At 48.5% G+C, this 25,435-nt stretch carries 21 protein-coding genes; 4 read left to right on the forward strand and 17 right to left on the reverse strand.

Annotation, left to right across the window (positions count from 1 at the left end):
• Positions 1-286: 286 nt before the first annotated feature.
• Positions 287-1,339: a tRNA-dihydrouridine synthase family protein gene (locus K8S19_05515; GenBank protein MCD4813132.1), complete on the reverse strand. Its 1,053-nt coding sequence runs from the start codon at positions 1,337-1,339 to the stop codon at positions 287-289.
• Positions 1,340-1,462: 123 nt separating this feature from the next.
• On the opposite strand from K8S19_05515, the gene K8S19_05520 reads away from it, so the two are divergent.
• On the forward strand, positions 1,463-2,182 hold the full coding sequence (locus K8S19_05520; GenBank protein MCD4813133.1) for a nitronate monooxygenase: 720 nt from the start codon (positions 1,463-1,465) through the stop codon (positions 2,180-2,182).
• 6 nt (positions 2,183-2,188) lie between these two features.
• Here K8S19_05520 and K8S19_05525 read toward each other — a convergent pair whose 3' ends face one another.
• From K8S19_05525 to nusA, 15 genes are all read right to left on the reverse strand, one after another.
• Positions 2,189-2,755, reverse strand: coding sequence for a hypothetical protein (locus K8S19_05525; GenBank protein ID MCD4813134.1), 567 nt, complete (start codon positions 2,753-2,755; stop codon positions 2,189-2,191).
• 25 nt (positions 2,756-2,780) lie between these two features.
• Complete coding sequence (locus K8S19_05530; protein ID MCD4813135.1) at positions 2,781-3,341, reverse strand: DUF2378 family protein; 561 nt, start codon at positions 3,339-3,341, stop codon at positions 2,781-2,783.
• A gap of 199 nt (positions 3,342-3,540) precedes the next feature.
• Positions 3,541-4,362 (reverse strand): tetratricopeptide repeat protein, encoded by an 822-nt coding sequence (locus K8S19_05535; GenBank protein MCD4813136.1) that lies wholly within the window; start codon positions 4,360-4,362, stop codon positions 3,541-3,543.
• 275 nt (positions 4,363-4,637) lie between these two features.
• Entirely contained in the window at positions 4,638-5,060 is a 423-nt protein-coding gene (locus K8S19_05540; GenBank protein ID MCD4813137.1) for an ATP-binding protein, read from the reverse strand.
• 95 nt (positions 5,061-5,155) lie between these two features.
• On the reverse strand, positions 5,156-5,542 hold the full coding sequence (locus K8S19_05545; GenBank protein MCD4813138.1) for an STAS domain-containing protein: 387 nt from the start codon (positions 5,540-5,542) through the stop codon (positions 5,156-5,158).
• A gap of 11 nt (positions 5,543-5,553) precedes the next feature.
• Positions 5,554-7,779: a UvrD-helicase domain-containing protein gene (locus tag K8S19_05550; GenBank protein ID MCD4813139.1), complete on the reverse strand. Its 2,226-nt coding sequence runs from the start codon at positions 7,777-7,779 to the stop codon at positions 5,554-5,556.
• On the reverse strand, positions 7,776-8,063 hold the full coding sequence (locus K8S19_05555; protein ID MCD4813140.1) for an integration host factor subunit beta: 288 nt from the start codon (positions 8,061-8,063) through the stop codon (positions 7,776-7,778). The genes K8S19_05550 and K8S19_05555 overlap by 4 nt, the downstream gene beginning before the upstream one ends.
• 5 nt (positions 8,064-8,068) lie before the next feature.
• Positions 8,069-9,613, reverse strand: a complete 1,545-nt coding sequence (locus tag K8S19_05560; GenBank protein ID MCD4813141.1) for a SpoIIE family protein phosphatase — start codon at positions 9,611-9,613, stop codon at positions 8,069-8,071.
• Positions 9,610-9,963: an STAS domain-containing protein gene (locus K8S19_05565; GenBank protein MCD4813142.1), complete on the reverse strand. Its 354-nt coding sequence runs from the start codon at positions 9,961-9,963 to the stop codon at positions 9,610-9,612. Before K8S19_05565 ends, K8S19_05560 begins: the two co-directional genes overlap by 4 nt.
• Positions 9,964-10,205: 242 nt before the next feature.
• Positions 10,206-11,153, reverse strand: coding sequence for a riboflavin biosynthesis protein RibF (gene ribF / locus K8S19_05570; protein MCD4813143.1), 948 nt, complete (start codon positions 11,151-11,153; stop codon positions 10,206-10,208).
• The gene (gene truB, locus K8S19_05575; GenBank protein MCD4813144.1) at positions 11,150-12,076 is read right to left on the reverse strand and encodes a tRNA pseudouridine(55) synthase TruB; all 927 of its coding nucleotides are present in this window, start codon (positions 12,074-12,076) and stop codon (positions 11,150-11,152) included. The genes ribF and truB overlap by 4 nt, the downstream gene beginning before the upstream one ends.
• On the reverse strand, positions 12,057-13,064 hold the full coding sequence (locus K8S19_05580; GenBank protein MCD4813145.1) for a bifunctional oligoribonuclease/PAP phosphatase NrnA: 1,008 nt from the start codon (positions 13,062-13,064) through the stop codon (positions 12,057-12,059). Before K8S19_05580 ends, truB begins: the two co-directional genes overlap by 20 nt.
• The gene (gene rbfA / locus K8S19_05585; protein ID MCD4813146.1) at positions 13,039-13,419 is read right to left on the reverse strand and encodes a 30S ribosome-binding factor RbfA; all 381 of its coding nucleotides are present in this window, start codon (positions 13,417-13,419) and stop codon (positions 13,039-13,041) included. Before rbfA ends, K8S19_05580 begins: the two co-directional genes overlap by 26 nt.
• Before the next feature lie 122 nt (positions 13,420-13,541).
• Positions 13,542-15,707, reverse strand: coding sequence for a translation initiation factor IF-2 (gene infB / locus K8S19_05590; protein MCD4813147.1), 2,166 nt, complete (start codon positions 15,705-15,707; stop codon positions 13,542-13,544).
• Entirely contained in the window at positions 15,704-17,167 is a 1,464-nt protein-coding gene (nusA, locus tag K8S19_05595; protein MCD4813148.1) for a transcription termination factor NusA, read from the reverse strand. The genes infB and nusA overlap by 4 nt, the downstream gene beginning before the upstream one ends.
• A gap of 557 nt (positions 17,168-17,724) precedes the next feature.
• Between nusA and murB the strand changes: the two genes are divergently transcribed.
• Together murB and K8S19_05605 are read left to right on the forward strand one after the other, a co-directional pair.
• Entirely contained in the window at positions 17,725-18,642 is a 918-nt protein-coding gene (gene murB / locus K8S19_05600; protein MCD4813149.1) for a UDP-N-acetylmuramate dehydrogenase, read from the forward strand.
• A gap of 264 nt (positions 18,643-18,906) precedes the next feature.
• Positions 18,907-19,899 (forward strand): MBL fold metallo-hydrolase, encoded by a 993-nt coding sequence (locus K8S19_05605; GenBank protein ID MCD4813150.1) that lies wholly within the window; start codon positions 18,907-18,909, stop codon positions 19,897-19,899.
• A gap of 3 nt (positions 19,900-19,902) precedes the next feature.
• Here K8S19_05605 and K8S19_05610 read toward each other — a convergent pair whose 3' ends face one another.
• A complete protein-coding gene (locus tag K8S19_05610) occupies positions 19,903-23,649 on the reverse strand; it encodes a PolC-type DNA polymerase III (GenBank protein ID MCD4813151.1) in 3,747 nt (1,248 codons plus the stop codon).
• Positions 23,650-23,847: 198 nt separating this feature from the next.
• On the opposite strand from K8S19_05610, the gene K8S19_05615 reads away from it, so the two are divergent.
• On the forward strand, positions 23,848-25,359 hold the full coding sequence (locus K8S19_05615; GenBank protein MCD4813152.1) for a T9SS type A sorting domain-containing protein: 1,512 nt from the start codon (positions 23,848-23,850) through the stop codon (positions 25,357-25,359).
• Positions 25,360-25,435 lie beyond the last annotated feature (76 nt).

The following is a 25,435-nucleotide window of genomic DNA, read 5'->3' on the forward strand; positions in this document are numbered from 1 at the left end:
GCAGTATGCGTGAATATTTTGTACTATTTCATCTACACATCCTTACACATCCTTACACATCCTTACACATCCTTACACATCCTTACACATCCACAAACTGAAGAGTATGGTTGAAATGCTTAATTCCCTAATTCAAATACGTCCCGTACCACGTCCCCGTCCCGTACCACGTCCCGTACCACGTACCATTATGCGGCAAGCTCACTAACCAACTCGGCAACGACCGGGATATGGCCGGTCAGTAACCATGATAATTTTTTATGTAAATTCAGGTGCCAGGCACGATTCACCCAAAATCTCCGGACATCATCTCCAGATGTTCTTTGATCACAGGCCGGGTGGCGAAAAACCCATTGATTACAGTCAGGTATTTTTCATAATGTCGTGTCTTTTTCAATTGTCGAAAAAACGCCGGTCCGTCTTCAAAAACGTGATGCAGATAAAACCAGATAGCCAAAAGCTTATCCACGATATGCGAAGGTCCGGATAATTTTTCCTTATAGTCCGCCGCCATGTCTGTATGAAACCGCATAAGGGTGTCCAGTTTATCGCATCCCGGCGCAAGCACCCCTTTGATCTGCGCAGGCAAAAACGGATTGGCCAAAGCACCCCGCCCGAGCATCCAGTGAGAAACCTGCGAAAAACGTTTTTGCAATGCCTGAAATGCTGCCAGATTAAAAATATCACCATTGTAAACCACAGAATGTTTGCTGAGCCGCAGGCATTCTTCAAACGATTCCAAATCCACCTGACCGGCATAGGTTTGGCGTCCCAATCTGGGATGAATGATGAGCCTTTGAATCGGATAGCGATTTAATAATGGTACGATCGCGAACAATTCGTCGGCATGCTCCAATCCCAAACGAACTTTAAGAGATAATTGGCAGTGCAATCGGGGCATGATGGCATCTAAAATGGATTCAATTTGTTCGGGATAGGGCAGCAAACCGGACCCGCGCTTTTTCTTGGTTACCAGACTCATGGGGCAGCCTAAATTCCAGTTGAATTCCTGATACCCGGCAGCTTGCAGCGCGTGATCAAATTGCAAAAATTCTTCCGCCTGATTGGATAAAAGCTGTGGAATCATCCGGATTTTTTCATTTCTCTTTTGCAGCAGCGCTTTCTTCCTTTTTCTAGGCCCTCCTTGTATCTGAACTTTGATAAACGGCGCAACATAGCAATCAATGCCGGCAAACAAGTCATGGTACGTTGTTTGATAGCTTTCGATGGTTACGCCTTGTATGGGTGCCAGATAGAGTTGGGGTCCTTTTATCATATTCCAATACTTCCCTGCCGGATGGCAATCAGCATTAAGCATACCTTGTTTTTTTCCATGCATCCACTATTTTCCAGCGGAAAAAACGATCCTATGTTCAGGCTGAACCGCTCCCTTACACGATTGCAATCATTATATAGATATGTTGTTTTTATCCTCACTATTTTACTAAAAAGGAGCAATCCCATGGATTTATTCAAACAATTAACCCAAAAGGGACAAATTTTTTTAGGCGTACATACCCCGATCATCAGCAGCGGCATGACTTGGATCGGCAATTATGAATTGGTAAAAGCTGTCAGCAAACACGGCGCCTTTCCGGTATTGGCCGGCGGACATATCGGACATGTTTCATTGACCATTTTACTCCAACAAGTCCTGTTTAATTTTCGTGATTTCCCTATTTTTGTGGCCGGCGGCATTGCCACCGGCAAAATGATCGCACATCTGCTGCTCATGGGCGCATACGGCTGCCAACTGGGAACGCGCTTTGTCATGACAGAAGAGTACACTGCACATGCCAAGTTTAAAGATGCTTTCATCAAAGCCAGAGCACGCGAAACCATTGCCACCCCCCAATGTGATTCCCGGCTGCCGGTGGTTGCAGTCCGGGCGGTCAACAACTGCGGCATGCGGAATTTTGGACAACTCCGGTTGAATTTGCTAAAAAAAATGGAAACCGGTTCGCTTTCCCGGGAAGAAGCTCAATTCGAGGTAGAGAATTACTGGATGGGTGCGCTGCGTCGTGCGGTTGTGGATGGAGATGTTGATTCCGGTTCGCTCATGGCAGGGCAGAGTGTTGGTTTGATGCACGACGTCAAACCCATGTGTGCCATGCTGGACGAATTGGTCGATGATGCCCGCGATGAATTGGAGCGTGTCTGCGGCACGTTGGGCGGAAAATAACACCGGTTAGTTCCAAGAAACCATCCAGCGCCACCGGGCGGGATCTTTGCCGTCAAGTAAAACCCGGATATTTTGTTTATGTGAAAGTTCCAACACGCCTTGAATATACCCCGTGGTGACATCACGGTAAACCGGCGACAAGCCGGGATAATCTTCCACAATAAAGTCTCCGGCATTGCGCCGGGGATCTTTCTCAACCCGCGCACGTCCCCGGGAATGGTTGACACTCCAAAGTTGTGATGCTTTTTCCATAATCATGGGTATCGTCGCAAAACGCAGCAGCACTTTGTAAATACCGGTCATGTCGCTGATCGCGACCTCGCGCGCAATTTGCAAAACACCCTTGGGATGATGCGGATGCAAAACCACCGCTGCATTAGCATAAATTTTCGAAGCAATCGCAAGATCAATCCAGGCAATCGGCAAAGCCGTTTGAAAAATAGTTTGCTCGGTTGGACTCAATGTTTCTAAAAACGCTTTTTCTAATTCAGCCCCCTGGGCTTTAATCCGCTTTAAAATAAATGAAATACCCGACCCTTTCACCTTCCCGGCAACATCTTCATCTCGCTTCATTTATGTCGCATACCGTAAAAGGCCCTCACTCCCAGGTAAATTCAAAAATACAGTGATCGTCCCCGCGCGCAATGCACTGAGGATGTTTGGCAATAACATTTTTAGCACCGCTAATCACCAGCATTTCCGCAATAAAAGCATTCTGGGCAATTTCGTGATATAAGGGAATATCCAGAAACTCAGTAAGCGTTAATCGGGCAGCTTTGTCATCCGGAAATTCAACCGCCACTTCACCCGTATCAAAGTATTGATGCCAAACCTTGGCGGTATTCTTAAAAATTCCACGCGGCGTCAGCAAGGAAAAAAAAACCCGGTAGATACCGCTAATATCTTTACGGGCATTGTGCCGGGTGGCTTCTTTGATGATCCGGTAGTCTCCTTGACCAAGGACTTTGTCCGCGACCAACATCATGCGAATATACGCACCATAATCAAGCCAGGTATAGGAAAGAATGGGACTATTAAAGATAAGCGCCCGATCTGCGGGTAAAAGCGCTGCTTTAATTTTTTCCATACCGGCGGCCCCGCCGATTTTTTCCAAATACTCCATATTGCCGATCCATCCGGTACCCTTCATTTTTCCCATTGCGCCACTCCTTTAACTGACTGCCAAAAAACTTAAATGAATCGTCCACCGGCAGTCTGCCACTCCGGAAATTTTCAGCGCTTCCAGAGTATTCCGATTTACAGGTCCGAACAAGACACTTGCTCTCTTTTTAACAATAATGATTGTGATTCACAAAAATTTTCAAAAAAACGGAACAGCTTTTGCTGCCGTCACCCGCTCAAGCCGGTTCGAGACGATGCGATTTTTTCTTATGCATCAGCTTGGGTGCATGTTCCGGATCGTTTAAGCTGGCGGCTTGTTTAAAATGGTAAAGCGCGCGCCCATACAATCCTTTTGCCAAATGCTTTAAGCCTCGCGCCAGGTAAACCGGGGCGCTGGTGTGATCAATATAAAGTGTCCGCACCAAATCATTCATGGCTTTCCCACGGTTATCGGCAGCCAGGTAGCAGGCTGCCCGTTTATGATAGGCATCCGCCCAGAGCGCGTCACGTTCCAACGCACTGCTAAAATCCTGTACTGCCGCAGTATAATTTTTTTTCTTCATATAAACGGTCGCACGCAAATAATAAGCAGCTGCATTTTCTGTACTGAGTGTCATGGCTTGCTCAATCCAGCTCATTGCCTTGGCAAGCCGGTTGTTTTGAAAATAACCGGTTGCCATACCCACGCAAGCATCGTGATTATCCGGATTCAATACCAGACTTCTCTCAATGGCCTTGAGTGCTTCGGCAACATCCCGGTTTTCCAAAAATGCCAGACCGCGCACATACCACCCATTGGCATCTTCCGGTGCCTGCTCTAAAAAACGACCCAGATCTCCAATCGCTTCTACGTGCTGTCCGGACATCAACCGGGTAATTCCCCGGTCCCGATAGACCGGATAGTGGTCCGGCCTAACCGTTGCCACATAATCAAAGCACGCTTGCGCCGCAACAAAACGCCCTTTCAATAAAAATATATTTCCCTTACGCATTGCTGCCTGCCAAGCTGACGGAACACGGGACGACAAAAAAAGCATGTCCCAAATTTTTCTTAGCATTGCCGGTCTCCTCATCCATTTGCTGTTTCCTGAAGCTTAATCCCGGGAACCCCAAATGTCAAATAGAACTTCCACCACCTAAAAAATCTTTTTCCTGCTTAATGCCAACCCGGGTAGACCGCAGGTTTAAAGGCCGCAACCGGTTGGTGCGCAACCAGAACCACCAACATTTACTTGGCGGATCGTTCTTCAACCCGGCATTCACCGGCCCTATTAACGCCGCATACCATAATACGGACGCATCTCACTTTTGAAAGCTTAATTGAACAATCGGTTTAACGGGATGTCTTTTTCCACATCACGGTTTCATTAAATTCTTTGGGCCGCGAAACATACTCAACCTTATCCATACAGATCTGCATAATATAGCGGCCCATACCGCCCCGGGAAAATTTTTTCATAACTCGTTTGATGGTTGCTTCAGAAACAGGTGTGGGTTTGTAATTTTTCCCATAATCGCGAACGGCTATGATAATCTTTTTGGGTTCCTTCCAGACACGAATCTGAATAATGCCGTCCTTTTTTCGCGAATAGGCATGCTGAATAACATTGGAAACCGCCTCATCAACCGCCAACTCAACATGATCAATAACCTCAGTAGAAAGACGGTAGGACTCGGCAAATCGTCTGATTTTTCTCCGGACCAACGATAATTTTTCAGCTGCGCTCGGTAATTTAAAAACAAGCTCTTTTGGCATTATTGCGCTCTCCTGATGACAGAGTTGGCAGCAAGTTCCCCGTATCCAAACCGAAGACAGAGCAAGATTGTCATCATGCTTTTCTTCAATACATATCAAATTTCATGCTCTTTGGAACGGGGCATTTTTGTGTCCAGCGATTCCAACGCCCCCTCCAGATGCGAGTATAACTGGATAATCCGATTGAGACCAGTAATTTCTATGCTGCTTTTTACACGTCCGGAAGCACCGACCACGATTACACGGCCATTTCCGGCATCCAGTGTCTTTTGAATCGTCAATAAAACACCCAACCCTTTGGTATTGATATAGACCAAATTGCTTAAATCAAACACCAACCGTTCTTTGCCGGTATGAATAACTCCCCGTGCGATTTCTTCCAATTCCATGGCGCGCGACATATCAATCGCGCCATGCACTTCAATCAGATAGGCATCCACCCCCTCCAGAGGCTTCTGTTTAACAAAAAATTCCACTGTCATGAGATATCCTTTTATAGCGGTTCAAGTGCCGCAAAACGGACCAGCATCTGCTTGCGGCCATATTGTATAAAAGCAATTTCCACCTTCATATCATCCCCGTCCCCTTTTTTTCCAACAATGGTTCCCGGTCCATATTTGGCGTGCCGGACACGTTTCCCGACCGTCAAAACATCCGGGATATCTTCGGCTACACACCCATCCTCAAGAAAAGGTTCTCTGCTTTGAGTATCGACAGAAACCTGATAGTGTTTATCCCGCCACAAACCGCGCCCATCCGCCTGGTGCTCGGCCTTCTGATGTGCCAACGGTTTTGTACCCACAAAAAGGTGACACGGAATTTCATGTAAAAACCGCGATTCGGAGTTGTAAATCCGATTTCCAAAGGAACTGCGGGTTGCCGTCCCTGTCATCACCAATTTTTCCCGGGCACGGGTAATTCCCACATAGCACAGACGCCGTTCCTCTGCCAACCCGTTATCATCCTGCAATGCGTTGGAATGTGGAAACAGCCCTTCTTCCATACCCACCATGAATACCAAAGGAAACTCCAGTCCTTTGGCAGAATGCAATGTCATCAGGGTTACCTGCTCGCTATCTTCATTCGTCTCATCCCAGCTGGAAACCAGAGCAATCTGATCTAAAAATCCCTGAAGCGAACTGTCCCCGGTACGCGAGTATTCATCCGCCGCTTCGATTAATTCATTCAAATTTTCAACCCGCGAGATACCCTCGTCATTCGGCGCATTTTGCCACATCGCCAAATACCCGGTCTCGGTAACGACCCTGGCCATAAACCGCGTCAAGTCAACCTGACTGACTTCCGCTTGCAAACCTGCCATCATTTTAGAAAATTCCGCAACGGCTTTGCGTGCGCGGTCGGTAAAATCACCATTCCCTTGCGCAATCAGGGCCATGGCTTCCAAAAGGGTGCTTTTACTTTCAAAAGCCAGCGCGCGCACTTTCTCCAGGGTTTGATCTCCCAGGCCGCGGGCAGGTGTGTTCACAATCCTTTCCAAAGAAAGTTCATCTGCCGGATTCACCAATATTTTAAGGTAAGCGAGCATGTCCTTAATCTCCATGCGGTCATAAAACTTCATCCCCCCCACAATCCTATAGGGCAGGCGTTCCCGACGAAGCGCATCTTCAAGCGGACGCGACTGGGCATTGGTGCGGTACAAAACAACACAATCCGTGAGCTTGCGCCCGGCACGGTTATACACCGCCTGCAAAATTTCCCGAACGACAAACGACGCTTCCTCAGCCTCATTTTCTCCACGAAAATATTGCAATGGCAACCCTTGCGGATTGTCGGTCCAAAGCGTCTTGTCTTTTCGTCCCTTGTTGTTCCGTACCACAGCCCCGGCAGCCGCCAGGATTGTCTGGGTGGAACGGTAATTCTGTTCCAGTTTAATCACCTTCGCTTTGGGATAGTCACGCTCAAACTCAAGGATGTTGCGCAGATCCGCGCCGCGAAATTGATAAATGCTCTGATCATCATCCCCAACAACCGTCAGGTTGGCTTGCTCTCCGGCCAGCTGACGAATCCAAAAGTACTGGCAATGATTAATGTCTTGGTATTCATCCACCAGGATATACTTGAATTGATCTGCATATTTTTCATGCACGGCGGGATTTTCCTGAAAAATCTTTACCACCCGCATAATCAGATCGCCAAAATCACATGCATGATTTTTTTCCAGTTTTTTCTGATAGAGGCGGTATACTTTGGCTGTCTGGCGCGAACCGAAATCAACTGCCAGTTTTTCAAATTCATCCGCATCAACCAATTCATGTTTGGCACTCTCAATCCGGTAGGCCAATTGATCAACCTTCATTATTTTTTCATCAATACCCAATTCGCGCTGACATTCTTTTAACAGACGTTTGCTCTCTTCCCCGTCATAAATCGTGAAGGCATGTGTCATTTCTTTTTTAAGAATCCGCAAGCACAGTGCATGAAACGTTCCGATCCAAATTTGCTTGGCAATCTCAGTACCTACAATTTTCTTAATCCGGCCACGCATTTCGCCTGCGGCTTTATTGGTAAAAGTCACCGCCAGTAAAGCACTCGGGGCGATTTTATGCTGACAAATCAAATGAGCGATACGATAGGTGATAACCCTGGTCTTGCCCGATCCTGCACCGGCCAATACCAACAGGGGTCCTTCGTCATGTTCGACTGCTTCGCGCTGAGGACTATTCAGCTCCGCCGACGGTAAAACACCGGATTTTGTCATACGTCCGACGCGTTGACCGCGATTTCTTTTAATTCGCGTCCGGGCCGAAAAAAAACACGTTTCAATGCCGGAACAGGAACCGGCTGTCCGGTTTTTACCACACGCCCTAAACTTGGTTTCCGCTGCTTGATGCCAAACGTTCCCAATCCGCGTAGTTCAATCCGGCTTCCCTGACTCAATTCATCCGCCAGTGTATTGACAATATGATCAACAATTACATTGGCTTCCCGTTGGGTAAACCCAAACCGTCGGGAAAGCCGCCTTGCCAACTCTACTTTATTCACGCTTGTTATTCCTCCTCGGCTTTTACCACAATCATTGTGACATCATCGTTTTGCGGCGCCCCGGCACGAAACCGATCTACCGCAGCATCCAATTTCTTTACAATCGATTCGGCTGTTTCAACAGCCAGGCCGCTTAAAATTCCCAGCATGCGTTCCATACCGAATAATACATCCTCGGCATTGCCGGCTTCATCAACCCCGTCGGTAAACAACAAAACAAAATCACCGGGATTCAATTTGATTTTTTTCTCTTGCATGATTTGTTCAAACACATCAGGTTCGGCAATGCCAATCGCAATCCCGGCCGGCATTTCAACATTAAATGTTTTACTCTCCGCCCGATAGACAATTGCTCCGGGATGACCTCCCCGCGCCAATGCCAGTGTCTTTTTTTCCGGATCAAACACAGCATAAGAAATAGTGATGAACATATCCTGACGCATATCGCAGTATAACTGCCGATTGGTTCGCGCAAGAATTTTACCCGGCGAAAAGCTCTCCTGGGCCACACTGCGCAATGTCGCGCGCAGCTGGGCCATCACCAACCCGCCGGGCACCCCTTTGCCGGACACATCGGCAATGGCAAGACCCCAGTTATTTTTTCCCAGCTCAATAAAATCGAAATAATCCCCACTAACTTCCTCCGCCGACCGATAAAGCGTCCCGATGGAAAATCCGGGAATCACAGGATTGGATTTGGGAACCAGCAACTTTTGAATATCTTTGGCCAACGCCATTTCATGCTGAAGCCGTTCTTTATCGATCAGCTCTTTTTGTGCCTGCTTCAAATCAGCAGCCATATGATTAAACGCCAGTGCAAGTTGACCCAATTCATCCCGGCTGTGCGTGGTCAACTTCAAATCCAGGTCCCCCGAGCCGATCTGTTTGACCGCATTGGCCAATGCCTCTACCGGGCGCATGATCCAGCCCACAAAAACAACCGCAAAAAAAACACCCATACCCAGACCGGCAATTGTAATCAACAAAATGGTCCGCAATGTCCGGGTGACCGTCTTTTGAATCGGGGTTAAGAAGTAGACAACATGCGCCTGCCCCAGTACCTTACGCATCGAGGCATCCTTGCCTTCCAAAACAATCGGCATTTCAAAATCCAGACAGATACATCCGGCTTGCGCATACTGATAAATCCGACCCTGCCGCATGGGTTGAACCCGGGCGGTTTTGGGAATCCGGTAGAGCCGGGACTCCTGTCTAAAATCACTGTGTGCCAGAATCATTCCCTTGTCATCCGCCAACACGGCATGGCTGATTCCGGTTTCCTGCTTAATCACTTTGTCCACCAGTTCGGCCAGCAACAACTGATCGGCGGTGGCCAGGGCTTCCGCTGCATTTCCGGCCAAGCCGCGCGTCAACGCCATCCCCTTGACACGCATCTGTTTGAGCAGGGCCTCGCGGACTTGAAACCGCACGACACCCGTCACGGCCCCCATCACCAACGAAATCAACAGGATCACCGCCAAAGAAAATTTTATTTTCAGGCCAACCCCGCGCTTTTTCTCGAACTCCTGCGCAACTATTTCCGCCATCATGTCCCTTTAAATTTTTTCATCGCTTCGGAAGCTGTTTCCAGAACATCAAAAACATCAGTAAAACCAAATACCTTTAAAATATCAAAAACCCGGGTGGAGCAGCCGCCCACCTTGATGTCCCCTTTGCGTGTGCGCACTTCGCGGATCCGTCCAATAATAGCACCCAGACCGGCTGAAGAAATATAATCCAAGTTGGTCATGTCCAGTACGATCTTTGTGTGACCTTCCTGGATTAATTGATCCAAAATTTTTTCCAGCCCGCCAACCTCGGTCATATCCAAAAAACCATTGAACGTTACCAGACGGACAGTACCCTTTGTTGTTTGCGTAATCGTCACTTTGTTTTTCATAGTATCCTCACTCAAAATAACTATTGTAGTGTCTCATGCTGTTGGTACTTTATAAAAATCATTGCGAGGAGCGATTTTTGCGACGAAGCAATCTGGGTTGAACTCAAAGTGCTTGAAAAACCAAGATTGCGACCAACGAAAGTCCCATACGATCCCCCATCCGGGCGGGGCTTCGCTTCGCTCGCAATGACAAACGCTCCATCATTTCCGAGACACTACACTATATACTCTCCGGCTTGCGTTTACTGCATTATTGTATTGCCAACCCGGTGTTTTGTCCACAGCTTCTGTGCGCGCGCCCAATCCTTTTCAACTTGTTTAAGCAATGCCCCGGCACATACAAAAATCTGTTCCCCGCGCAGCCGGGCTAAAAATTCAACCGCCATATACCGTCCGTATAATTTTCCCCGCCACCCGGGAATATGGACTTCAATGGTTTGCGGACCCCACTTATGAAATGTCGGTCGTTTCCCGATATGACATAAACCCGGCCGGGTAATTCCGCCAAGACGGACCACAACCGCATAGGTTCCGGGTTGCGGAACAATTTCGTGCAATGTCTTGATATTGGCAGTTGGCAGCCCAATCTTACTGCCGCGGCCATCGCCATGAACCACCTTGCCGTGTAATGTATACGGCCAGCCAAGCAGCATCCGGGCTTTTTCCATCTCACCTGCCGCGACCATCCGGCGTAGTGCACTTGAACTTACCACCCCTTGCCTGCGTCGTATTGGATTGACCTCCGTCACACCAAATCCCAGGGCTTTTCCCATTTTTTTCAGAAGTGCTGCATTACCGTGACCATGCCTGCCAAAAATAAAATCCTTGCCAATCACAACATGCCGTACTTTTAACCACTTTACCAGAATACGTCGGATAAAATCTTCTGCTAAAATAGCCGCAAATGTCCGGGAAAAACGCACCAAAAAAACTTCATCGATTCCCAGCGTACGCATACGGGCAAGACATTGCTCCTGATTGGCCAGTCGCGGCGGACGTTTATCCGGTGCCAAGGTTTTGTGGGGATGTTCATAAAATGTCATCACCGCAGCCGGCACACCCAACTGTCGCGCTTTTTGTATAAGCGTCTTGAAAATGACGGCATGGCCGATGTGCACACCATCAAAAACCCCCAGGGTCAACACCCGCCCCTTTCCGGGTTGGGACTTCAACCGCGTATGGCGCCTCATTTGTTTTCCTCATTGGCGGGATGTAAAACTTTGATCATTTTCAGTTGTCCCATTTTTTTTTGTGCCAGTGCCAAAATCCGGCCGGACACGTCCTGAAGACGAACAATTTCCTGGTCACCCGGTTCCAGGTTATCCGGGAGCGCGATGGCCGACCCGTGCTGGACCGCCTGCTGTACCTGCCCGGCAACCGTCCAGGGTGTCAGATGCCCCAGCACCTTTTCCGGTGCGATCAACCGGTCGCGCCATGTTGTCTGTTGAACCGCTGCTTCCAGCTGTTCCAAAGACATGGCCTGCTCGATTGAAAAACCGTTGCACAAAATCCGGGTTAAAGCATGCAAATGCGCACCACAACCCAGGCGTTGACCGATATCAAATGCCAGTGAACGGATATACGTTCCCCGCGAGCAACCGACTTCAATGCTGATATCCGGCGCATGATAATCGAGCAAATGAATCCAATGAATAACAATCGAACGCGGTTCCCGCACCACGACTTCGCCGCGCCGTGCAAGCTCATAAAGTCTTTTCCCCTTGTGATGCAGTGCTGAAACCATGGGTGGAATTTGCTGTTGGTCGCCTTGAAATGCTTCCAAAACGCTTACAATCGCTGCTGGATGTAAATTCGGTATGGGAAAGGTTTTTTCCACCTCGCCCCGGGCATCATAGGTCGATGTGATCTCACCAAGACGTACGGTTGCACGATAGGCTTTATCAGACAAAAGATAGGGAAAGAGCCGGGTCGCCCGATGAAATGCCAGAACCAAAACACCTTCTGCCGCCGGATCAAGCGTCCCGGAGTGACCGACACGTTGCGCGCGGGTCAGCCGTTTTACGCAGTTAACAATCGTCGCCGAACTGGGCCCGGCCGGTTTAATGACCGGAAGAAACCCATCCGGCATGCGATTACCGTTGTCCGTTGACACGGGCCTCGACTTCAGCAATCACCTTATGCTCTGCACTTTCCAATGGACCGGGCATAAGCGCCCCGGCTGCGCGCTGATGACCGCCGCCGCCAAACGTAAGCGCAATCGTGGAAACATCCACAGCACCCCGCGAACGAAAAGACAGCTTCACCTTGCCTTCCTTGGTTTCCATAAAAAAAACCGCCACCTCAACGCCATCCACTGCCCGAACATAGTTCACAAAATTCTCAGTCTGGTTGGCATTCGTCCCGGTTTCTTTGAGCATATCCTGGGTAATGGAAAACCAGCCTACATTTTTTTTAGCGTTGTACTTTACACCGCAAAGGCCGCGGGCCAGCAATGAAAGACTGGGAGCGGGAACACGCTCATAGAGTTGCTCATTCATGTAGCCGGGTTGAACTCCCAGCGCGATTAATTCCCCGATAATCCGATGGGTTTGCTGCGTGACACCTGCATACTTAAAATGACCGGTATCGGTCGCGATGGCGGTATAGAGTCCAATGGCCATACGCTGATTACGACTGCAATTCAATGCACAAATCAGGTCCCAGACTTGTTCCCCGGCCGCAGCTGCCGTCGGGTCAATCAGATTGACAGTCCCATAACGCGAATTGAAAACATGGTGATCAATATTGATAATATGATCCGCACCACTTGGCACCGCAATCACACCACCCGACCGTTTTTCATCCGGACACTCTAAAAAAATCGCCACTTCATGATGTTGGGTATGTTGCGATGTCACCTGGAATTGTTCCCGTTCCGGGAGGTAATGATACAATTCCGGTGTCGGATGGACATTGACGACAGTCACTTTTTTCCCCATGCCGGTCAATGCCATTAAAAGTGCTGATTCAGAACCCAGGCCGTCGCCATCCGGATTAAGATGGGTGGTTAAAACAAAATCCTGACAAGCACCAATAATCTCAACCGCTTTTTCAAATTCCTGCTCATAGGCCGAATCACGTTCCAGCTTCTGTTCCACCATCGGGTGTCTTTCCTCCTTGGTTCAACTCGGTGATAATTCGTAAAACATTTTCCGTCTGTTCAGCCTGCTCATCCCTAAAAAAACTCAAGTTGGGAACAACCCGCCATTTCAGCCGGTTTCCCAGTTCGCGTTTGATAAAACCGCTGGCATGCCGCAATGCCTCAAATGTTGATTCTTGTTTTTCACCACTGTCCAAGGTTCGGATAAATATTTTTGTGTCCCGCATATCCGGAGAAACGTCCACCCGGGTGATGGTCACCCACTCTAATCGCGGATCGGAAAGTTTGCGTCGGATAATATCGGAAATTTCGCGAATAACTTGGGATGCTAATCGGTCTGTTCGTTTTGCTTTCATAATTGTTTTCCCACCATCTTGTTCCCTTGCTTTGTGATACCGCCGATCTCCAGTCATCACATTTTAAAACGGCATAGCGCAATACTTTCTTTTAAAAACCCTTCCCATGGACTTCCGGATTTTTACAGTTTCTGTGCCACTTCCTCCAGCCTAAACGCTTCAATAATATCTCCGGTTTCGTACGTCTTGTAGCCGCTCACAGTAATACCGCATTCCTGACCGGTAGTCACTTCTTTAACATCGTCTTTAAACCGGCGCAAGGAGTCAATTTTGCCTTCGTGCACGATCTGGCCGCCCCGGACAACTTTCCCAACCGAGTTGCGGATAATTTTTCCGTTCAGCACCTGTGAACCGGCAATGAACAATCCGGAAGAAAGTTTAATCGGCGTTTTCACTTCAGCCTTGCCGATCTCGATCTCATGAAAATGGGGTTCCAAAAGCCCTTCCATGGCCGACTTGACATCTTCGACCATCTCATAAATAACCGAATAAATAAGAACATCCACTGCTTCGCGTTTGGCAATCTGTTCAACGCCGCTTTCAGGTTTAATATGAAAACCCAGTACGATGGCGTTGCTGGCAGCTGCCAGCATCACATCGCTCTCGGAAAGGTTTCCCACAGCACAATGAATACAGGTCAATTTAACCTTTTCGGTTGAAAGCCCTTCCATGGAATTTTTCAAAACCTCTGCCGATCCCTGAACATCCGCTTTAATAATAATCTTTAGTTCTTTGATTGAGCCATCGGCAATCCGTTCATTTAAATTATCCAACGTGACTTTCTGGGCGCGGCTGATATCCTGCTCACGTTTGATCATCTGACGCTTCATGGCAATCTGGCGCGCCGTCTTGTCACTCGCGATCACCTGAAAAACATCCCCGGCCTCAGGGACGCCGCCCAACCCAAGAATCTCTGCCGGCATGCTGGGGCCGGCACCCTTTATCTGCTTGCCCCGTTCATTCATAAGCGCACGAACCTTGCCATATTGGACGCCGGTTACAATCGAATCACCGACATTCAATGTGCCGCGCTGAACCAACACGGTCGAAACCACACCGCGGCCACGATCAAGTTTTGCCTCAATCACCGTCCCCTTGGCAAGGGTCGTGCGATTGGCCTTTAATTCGAGCATCTCCGCTTCCAGCAAAAGCATATCAAGTAATTTTTCCAACCCCATTTTTTTCTTGGCTGAAATTTCTATACAGATGGTTTTGCCGCCCCATTCTTCCGGTAATAAATCGTATTTGGTCAGTTCCTGCTTAATCCGATCCGGATCGACTCCCGGTTTGTCCATCTTGTTTATCGCGACAATAATCGGGACCTCGGCCGCCTTGGCATGATCAATTGCCTCAATCGTCTGCGGTTGAATACCATCATCTGCCGCAACCACCAAGACCACCACGTCGGTTATCTGTGCACCGCGCGCACGCATGGTGGTAAACGCTTCGTGACCCGGTGTGTCCAAAAATGTCACATAACCTTTGGGCAGTTTTACCTGATAAGCACCGATATGCTGTGTGATGCCCCCGGCCTCACCATCCATAACATTGGTTTCCCGAATTGCATCCAGCAGTGATGTTTTCCCATGATTGACATGCCCCATAATGGTAACCACCGGCGGACGGGATTGAAGGTCCTCAGGACGATCAACGTCTTCCTGCTCGGAAAGCAACTCTTCTCCATAAAGTTCCTCGTATTCCGGAGAATGACCGAATTCAGACAGCAAAATTTCGATTGTATCTTCATCCAAGCGCTGGTTGATGGTTGCAAAAACCCCCAGCCCCATAAGCTTTTTAATGATTTCGGCCGGTCGTGACTGCAACCGGTTGGCAACATCCGATACTGTCGCACCACTGGGTACCTTAATCGGTGTTAATTCTTTCTCTATTTTCTCAGGTTCCGGCTCAGGTTCCGGCTCGGGTTCCGGCTCAGGTTCCGGCTCGGGTTCCGGCTCAGGTTCCGGCTCAGGTTCCGGCTCAGGTTCCGGCTCAGGTTCCGGTTCCGGTTCTTCCGCCACCACAACCTGCTCACCGGGTCCGGACTGACTGTTATCCGTTTTGAATTCAAGCGCGTCTTTTTTTTCCTCTATCTTCATTCCCGGTACAATGGCATCATCGACAATCTCATCTTCACCCCAATGCCGTTTGATATACGCAACCGTCTCATCCTCCAAAACGCTCATATGACTTTTAACCTCAATGCGCATCGCCGTTAATTCACCCAATAATTCCTTGGAGGTTAATTTCAGTTCCTTGGCCAATTCAAATACGCGTACTTTTTGACTCATTCTTCATCACCTTCTTCCGCCTCGGCAGAACCAGCCTCTGCATTTTTATCCTCATCAGCAGTCTTCGCGGCACTGTCCAACCCTGCAAATAAATCGCCTACCGCAATCTCTTTTTTGGGTTCCGATTGAGATTGGACGGTACTCTCACCTTCAATTCGCGAAAAAAGATCAGCTGCAGTTTGTTCTTCTTTGACCTCGCTGACTTTGGGTAAATAGTTGGAAAGACTTTCCATAATTTTCTCAGCAGTTTTCAAACCAATCCCCGGAATTTCCGTCAATTGTTGGGCCGTAACCTCCCGGAACTGCACCACCGTTTCATAACCGGCCTCTTTAAGGCGTTTGGCCATTGCCCCGGTAATCCCCGGAACTTTTTCCAATGCCGGTGCCGTGGCCAAAAATGCCTCTTCAGCCTTTTTCCGCATTGCTTCCTGATTTTTCGAAGAACTCATCACATCAATTTTCCAGCCCGCCAATTTAGATGCCAGACGAACATTCTGACCGCTTTTCCCGATTGCCAAGGCCAATTGATCATCATTTACAATAACCGTGGCACAACTTTTCTCCGGACAAAGCTCCACTGCTGCAATTTTTGCCGGCTGCAACGCGGAATTAAGCAATGTCTCTATATTTTCGGAATAAAGGATTACGTCAATTTTTTCACCATGAATTTCGCGGACAATAGACTGGATGCGCGATCCTTTAACACCCACACAAGCTCCGACAGGATCAACATTTTTATCCTTGGAACAAACTGCAACTTTGGACCTGGCGCCAGGCTCCCGTGAAATCGCCTTGATCTCAACCACGCCATCCGCAACTTCAGGAACTTCCATCTCAAAAAGTTTACGGATCATGGTTGGATGCGAGCGGGAAACCACCACCTGGGGTGAGCGGCTGGTTCTACGGACATCCACAATAAAACTTTTTATCCGGTCCCCATTTTTATAAATTTCACGCGGTACCTGCTCGCGTGCGGGCAGCACAGCTTCCGTATCTCCCAGATCAATAATAATATTTTTATGTTCCTGCCGCAGTACCGAACCATTAATCAGTTCACCTTGGCGTTTTTTAAAATCTTCATAAATGGCATTACGTTCCGCTTCCCGGACCCGCTGCAACATAACCTGTTTGGCGGTCTGGGCGGCAATACGTCCAAAATCCGAAGGATGCATCGTAATCTCGATAACATCGCCCTCAACCGCGTCTGATTTCACTTTATGGGCGTCTTCCAAGGAAATTTCGTTCCACGCTTCCTGAACCTCTAAAACCACCTGCTTTTTAAGGTGCGCCATCAGATCGCCGGTCGTGTTATCAAACACGACCCGGATATCCTGCGCTGTTCCATGATTTTTCCGGGAAACCGATATCAATGCCGATTCGATTGCTTCGATCAGCACTGAACGGTCAATTTTTCTGGCCCGTTCGATCTGCCGGATAACGTCTATTAATTGTACATTCATGCTACAGTCCCTCACTATTTTCAAACTGGTCCCACTGCCGGTAAGCTGTCTAACCGCCCTGCAATGAAAAAAACACAGTATAAAATAAAAAGAGTGGGCATAAAACCCCCACTCTTTTTGGCAAAGTGGTTTTCTAAAGCTCATAGAATAGGACTGTTTGAATATCAAGTCAAGCGAAAAATAGTATTCTAGTCGATCCTGAAAAAATCAAATTGGAAATCCTTTCCCGATGAATCCTGGTCAAACCATTGAGCAAGTACGCTGCCAGGCATTGTCCGGCACAACTTGTCCGGCGAATGTCGGATGCTGGGATTCGGATGCCGGGATTTTCCACGTCCGGTTTCATTATCAGCATCGATGCCATACACATCCCCGTCTTAAATACTGTCCTTTGGCGGCATACGTGCGCAATAGCTTGACCAGGCAATAGCGTGATTTTTGTATCTTCATACACTTGGGACCTGTGCGTATTTTTCAAAATCGACTCTCTATAATTTCTTTTTTAAAATTCGGTGTTTTATGAGAGGATTATATTGATTTTTATAGGAGATACTCACATGATGAACTCTTCAGACACATTCCCGGCAAAATTGCTTCGCACATCACATGCTGACGTTCATAAGGACCATCCTATGTCCCGGGAATGTTCCTTCCAACTGGGCGGCAAAGCACAGTATTTTTGTAAACCCCGTGATCCCCGGGCGCTTCAGGCAACACTGCAACTCTGCCTGGAGGCGCGTGTCCTTCACTTGCTCATCGGCGGCGGTGCCAATCTGCTTTTCCGCGACGAGGGATTTCCCGGCGTAGTTATCAGCACTGCAAATCTGACGAACATTGAACCCTTGGACCCAACCCGCATCCGGCTGGGCGCCGGGCTGAGTAATGCCGCATTCACGGATTATACCTTAAAAAACAATCTTACCGGATTTGAATGGGCCACGGACTTACCCGGCTCTCTCGGCGGCGGTATTTATATGAATGCCAAATGTTATGACGCCTGTTTTTCCAACATCGTCTCAGAAGTCAAATCACTCGCCCCTGATGGAACCTGGCATGTTTTTTCCAAATCGCAATGCGGATTTGATTACAAACAATCAATTTTTCAAAAAAACCGGCACATCATTGTCGAAACCGTCCTGGATATGGCACCAGGTGAGACCCAAACCATTTCCCGCGAAATCGACCGGATACGTCAGGACCGAAAAACCAAAGGTCAGTTCGCATATCCCTCAGCCGGATGCGTGTTCAAAAATGACTATGCCGCCGGCATTCCCTCCGGTCAACTCATCGAGTTGTGCGGTCTCAAAGGCCACCGTATCGGCAATGTCAAAGTCTACGAAGAGCATGCCAATTTTATTGTGAATCTGGGCAATGGCAAGACACAGGATGTTGTCGCGCTCATGCAGTTGATTGAACAAAAAGTCTGGGAAAAACACCATGTTCGCCTTGAGCCGGAAATACGGATTGTTCCCTAAAAACAATTGTTTTCTAAAACCAACGTTTTCCAAGGAGTGACCCTTTGATCTTAAAAACCACACCCCCTAATTTTAACATAATATTTGAAATCATCGATGATGCCGCCTCAGCATACCGGGCCATCATTCCCAAAAACTTTCGGTACGACCTCTGCAAAAAATGAAAAAAAAATTACTGTCATTTTTCATATCCCGCTATTTTTAATTGTATGCACCCCTTTCTTTTCCACCTATAGTCACGCTTCAGCCCAGGAGGCAACTTTTTTGAACAATCCGAAACTTAAAACCATCAAAAACGGTTATCAAGGCAATCCGATTTCCCGAAAACGTTTCCACGGACCCTATACTTCGAATGTAGGTAAATCGTTTCTGCCAATTTTGAAGTGGAAGTTATCCAAAAATCCCAGAGGCCAAGCAAAAAAAACAGACACTTTCCGTCTCCAGGTCCTTAAACCGGGACCACTCCCTGCCAGTGACCAAAACTATCTTCTCTGGTTGGGACATGCCTCGTTTTTACTCCAATTGGGCGGCAAAACAATTTTAATCGATCCATGCTTGTCCACCTCACCATTTTATAAGCGCTATGTTGATGCTCCTATGGAAGCCGGCCAAATCCAGGCTGACTATCTCCTGGTATCCCATGTCCACTACGATCATTTGGATAAAGCGACCCTGCAAGCACTGCCTGGAAAAAACACCCTGGCCTTGCTGCCCTTACGCGTTGGACGACTGGTAAAAAAAATGAATCCCCGTATCCATATCCAGGAAGCCGGTTGGTACCAACAGTTTGAGACCGACGGAGATGTGGAAATTTATTTCCTTCCAGCCAGGCATTGGAACCGGCGCGGCCCAAATGATCTGAACCGGTTTTTATGGGGCAGCTATATCATCCGCTATCAGGATATCACCCTCTACTTTGCAGGTGACACGGGTTATGATACCCACTTCAAAGAAATCCGTGCGCTCTTCCCTAAAATCGATTATGCCCTCTTGCCGATCGCAGCCTATGATCCCGCTTTCGTGATGCAAGACAATCATATGAATCCTGCCGAAGCAGTGCAGGCATTTCTGGATCTCGAGGCAAAAATCTGCATTCCCATGCATTACGGAACCTTTGACTTAACGGATGAACCTCCGGGCGAACCGCTCCAATGGTTTCTCAAAGAAATCAAATCTCACAATTTAAACCAACAGGTTCGTGTGATGGATATAGGGAAAGTCATGCGCTTGCCGATGGTTGAGTGTGTGAAAGAATAATTTTTAGAATAGTGTGGTCTGGTCGGTCTTGGGCAGTACTTCCAGGCAGCCGTGTTGGGTCATGATCTCAACTACATTTTTGTTGGCACCGGTCCGTTTGCCCAATTCTTCAATAGAACGAAAGGGACGAAGTTCCCGTTCCTCGGCAATACGCAGTGCACAGGTCAGACCCAGTCCTGCCAAAGAAATCAAGGGTGGTAACAGCGTCTGCTGCGGGCGCAATTGAAAACGCTGCGGATCCGACTCGGAAAGCGAGATCGGTTGAAAAGTAATCCCCCGGGCATACGCTTCCCGTACCACTTCGAGCACCGTCAGATTATTTTTCTCCTTGGCCGTCATGCTCTCCAGGGCTTTTAATTCTTTAATGGTCTCAGCCACCTTCTTGGCGCCACCGTGTACTACCAGCTCAGCATCAAAAAAATCGGCATTCAAAGAAAAATAATTGGTATAAAATGCGGCCGGAAAGTGCACTTTAAAATAAGCGATGCGAAAAGCCATAATGCAATACGCTACCGCATGGGCTTTGGGAAACATATATTTTATTTTCTTACAAGAGTCAACATACCATTTGGGAACGCTGTTCGCCTGCATGCTTATTTCCTGATCAGCTGCGACCCCTTTGCCTTTGCGAACAGATTCCATAATCTGAAAAGCAAGTGCCGGCTCCACGCCCTTGCTGATTAAATAATTCATAATATCATCCCGCGCTGAAATAACCGTGGAAAGTGTGGCTGTTTTCTCCTTAATCAAGTCCGCGGCATTGTTGAGCCAGACATCCGTCCCATGGGAAAGTCCTGAGATACGCACCAGTTCGGAAAAAACCGTAGGTTTGGTGGCTTCCAGCATCTGACGAACAAATTCGGTCCCGAATTCGGGAATCCCCAAACTCCCTATCGGGGTTCCAATCTGATCCGCTGTCACGTTCAAGGATTCCAAACTCGAAAAAATTTTCAGGGTGTCCAAATCATCCAGGGGTATGGAACGCACATCCACACCGGTCAAATCACCCAACCGGCGCAAAGAGGTCGGATCGTCATGCCCGAGAATATCGAGTTTAAGCAATGCGTCATGAATGGCATGGTAATCCAAATGGGTTGTGGTAATCTCTGATTTACGGTCATCCGCCGGGCGCTGCACAGGTGTAAAATCATAAATCTCCATATCCGCCGGAACAATCATAATGCCACCCGGATGCTGGCCCGTGGTCTTTTTCACCCCGGCACACCCGCGTGTCAGCCGGTTGACCTCAGCTTCACGAATCACTAATTGGTGCTCTTCCAGATATTTTTTAACAAATCCATATGCAATCCTGTCCGCCACCGTAGAAATCGTCCCGGCACGAAAAATATGGTCCTTATCAAAAATTTCTTCCAGCGACTTATGCGCAATCGACTGGTACTCTCCGGAAAAATTCAAATCAATATCCGGCAGTTTGTTCCCTTTAAAACCCATGAAGACCTCAAAAGGAATATCGAAACCGTCTTTTTCCATCACCGTTCCGCACTCGGGACATTCCTTTTCCTCCAGGTCAGCGCCAATCCGGTTTTTTTCTCCCTGCTCAAAATGGCGGCACTTGGAACAAAGGTAATGACCGGGCAACGGATTCACTTCTGTAATCCCCAGCATCGTGGCAGTCAGCGATGACCCTACCGAACCGCGCGAGCCCACCAAATAGCCGTCTTTGATGGAACGCAGAACCAACTTCCTCGCAATGAGGAACAACGAAGCAAAATGATTGTCATTGATTGCCTTGATCTCCCGCGCCAGCCGTTTGGCAACCATTTCCGGCAGCGGGTCGCCGTAACGTTCCCGGGCCTGTTCAAAAGCAATCGTCTTGAGCTCCTTCTCGGCATCGGGTAATTTAGGCGGATAAAAATTCTGTTTGAGCGGCTTGATATCCTGGACCTGTTCGGCAATCAATACTGGATTCCCCACCACGGTTTCAAATGCCTCTGCCGAACCAAGATACGCAAACTCCTCCAGCATCTCATCGGTTGATTTAAAAAAGAGTGGTGCTTGCAAGGTTGCATCGTCATATCCCATCCCAGACTGGAGGATGGAACGAAAAACTTCATCGCCGGGTTCGAGAAAGTGTATATCCCCGGTTGCCACCACCGGGATATTTAATTTTTTCCCGAGCTGATAAATTTTTCGGTTCAATTCAAGCAATGCCGCTTCATCCGCCACCTTGTTGTTGCGGATCAAAAAAGCATTGTTTCCCCGGGGCATGATTTCTAAATAATCATATTTTTTGGCAGTGGCTTCCAGCTCCTCTGCCGGAACATTTTCCAGCAGTTTACGAAATACTTCACCTTGTTCGCAGGCTGATCCCAAGAGCAATCCATCGCGACTATTAAACAAAACCGAACGCGGGATACGCGGATGGCGGTAAAAATATTTTAAATGAGCCTCGGAAATCATACGATAAAGGTTGCGCACACCTTGGGGTTCGGAAATAAGAATACTAATATGATACGGCCGCGGCGGCTTGCGCTTGCCCACCTGCTCAAGCCAGGCATCCTCGATCAGATACCCTTCCATGCCGTAGATTATCTTGATACCATATTTAGCGCCGGCAGACATGGCTTCAGGAAACGCCTGCACCACCCCGTGATCTGTGATCGCAATCGCCTTGTGTCCAAAATCCGCCGCCCGCTTGATCATCTGAGAAACACCCACCATAGCATCCATGGCGCTCATTTGCGTGTGGGCGTGCAATTCCACCCGTTTGACCTCAGCCTCGTCTACACGCTGCGGCTTTTTGCCAATCGCAATATCCTTCACAAACAAACACAAATCCTGGGAATATTTATCATTCTGTACAGAACCGCGCAGCCGCACATAGGCACCCGCCTTGATCTCCGGCGCCAACTGCTTGCCGGCATCCACAAACAACCGGGTATTCATGCTGCCGGTTTTATCATACACATCCATCAAAATCAATTGACGCCCGGTACGCAGTGTTTTGCATTCAAAGGTAATAAGCTCACCTTCAAATACCGCGTGAGGTTCTTCTTCCTTGATCCCGGCAATTGGAATGGGCTGGGCGGCAATCTTGCGGCCATACACCACGCGCCATGTCGCGCGTTTGGCAGGATCACCCTTGGCGCCGGCATCACTTTGCATTTCATCTCCGGCTTCAGCCTGGACACGCTCCAATTCCTCGCGAATACGCTTCTCGTACAGGGCTTCACGCAGCTTAACTTCTTCGCCGAACTCGCCGATCTCAAAACGCACAGCCACCTCACACTGCAATCGTTCTGTCAGCAGCCGGCCGAGAATTTTGTCCCCTGTCTGACGCTTGAGTGCAATCAGGGTCATCTCATTGGGCACGGCAATCCTGACCTTGTTCTCGCTCCCGTTGGAAAAACGCACCAATGATAGGTACGCGCCCGCCATGTTGACCTGACGCGAAAAAACACTGATCAAATCATTCCAGTGTTCATTAAAATAGTCTTGGGGATTGATGATTTTCGGAGTGTAGTGTACATCCAGAATCATTTGGGGAGATTCCGCCGGGGACATACACTTCACCAATTCACAGCGCAGTTGATCCACCGCATCTTTATTCAACCGCTGAGCGGCATTAAATTCAATTGTAATCATTGCCGGTTTGGGACTCACCAAAATGGCGCGGGGTGTCATACTCAACAAAGATGTTTTTGTGGAATCGTCCAGGTCCAGCTGATTGATGATTTCCTTCAGTTTGGCTGAAAGCCCTTGAGGTTCTACGCGGATTTCCTGATTCATGCATTGCTCCAACAAACAAAGTACCAAGCGGCGAAATTATAGGCCCGTTTTTTAAAAGCGTCAAGCTGTATTTCCCCGGGGAAAACTCATGATTTAAGCAGCCCAACCCGATACTATCTATGCTATATTTAATATGTAAGGAAACTTGATTGATCCGGCGGGTTCAATCGGTTTTACCCTTTTCCCGGAGGACTTACCATGCCGAATACACATAACTACCGTGTCTTTATTCCCCTGATGATTAGCCTGCTCCTTGCCGGCCTGACCGCTGTTGAAGCGGCCGGTACCGGCGTCGGCACAACCAATACCCAAGATGCCTTTAGTTCAGCCTCACGGCGCTATGTCCATATCGCTGCCAATCAATACTGGATCACATTTCATAACGGTGTTTCACCGGTGCTGGCCGTAAGCAGCGACGGTTCCTCCTGGACGGAAGTAAACACAGGCAATAGTGACAACCACCTCTTCACCACGCCCGACCCGGTACCGAGTGATTGGGGTGCGCTTTTTTCCGGGCGGACACTCTACTTGGCCGGTGCAACCTCCTCGATGGCCTATTTTGAAAAATATCAGATCAACGCTGCCGGCGTTGTTGCCAAGGATGAAACCCGCACCGAATCGGTCGGCACCCATGGAAGCAATAACGAGACCAACCTCTCCCTGACTGCCGGCGGCTTGGTACGGGTCTTTTGGCGTTACGATCCGCGGATTTACCTCTTTGCAGGCAATGCCGGCGAGACGATCTGGTCTGATCAATACAAATCAGGCTATATCACACAGGTTAACTCTTTTTTTCCCTTTGCGCTGCCCCTGGGAACAGCTGATGACCCCAATGAAAATTTAGTGATGATCGCTTTGGATGATGTCAGCGAACACCAAATCCGCAGCATGCCCTATACTGACGCAACCAATACCTGGGGCAGCGCTGAACTGGTTGCCGATGATCTAAACCTGGTTGGAAGCCAACCGTATTGCCGGCAAGTTTCAGCAGTCAAAACCGACGATGGCCGGAGTCACTTGGTCTACATTACAAATAACGGATTAATTGTACATAAAATCCGCAGCAGCAGTGTCGGGGGAACATGGACCACCCCATCTTCAAACATCACGGGAATCGACACCCATACCCGCCTCTCGCTCTCCACCGACGGCCTTGCTTTATGGCTTTTCTATGATAAAAATATGCAGCAGCTTTTTATGCGGCACTGGATCGCAAATACCTGGGGTGATGAAACGGTTGTGAAAAGCAGTACCACTTCTTTGCAAGGTGCCATCACCAGTTCTGAGCATGTGGTCAACGACCAGATCGGTCTTGCCTGGACCGAAGGCCTCGCTGTACCGTATGTTGTTGAATTTGCCAAGGTGAACATAGGCACTGCCACCCCGACACCAACACCGGCCGCAACCCTCACACCGCTGCCAACTGAGACGACCCTGCCGGCATCCGGCCTGAGCATTACCAATAAAATCGTCCGTGCCTCACGCGGTGAGATGCCGGAATTCACTGTGCATCTTGAAAAAGCGGGACATGTACGCATCCGAATCTATAATTTAAACGGCAAACAGCTCGCTGCTTTGGCCAACCGCGACTACCCGGCCGGCACGCACCGTCTGACCTGGAATATCACGGGGGTGGGTTCAGGCACCTATTGGATTTTATTTGAAACCCCTGCAACGAAAACAAAGGAAAAAATTGTGATTACGCGGTAATCCTTTTCTGCTCTGCCTATGCTCTTTTCACAGTTACTAAATAATTCAATGCGGATATTCTCCAGCACAAGCCGGA

The organism is bacterium (genome assembly GCA_021108215.1).
Lineage (GTDB): Bacteria > Oederibacteriota > JAAXVQ01 > JAAXVQ01 > JAUVAV01 > JAIORK01.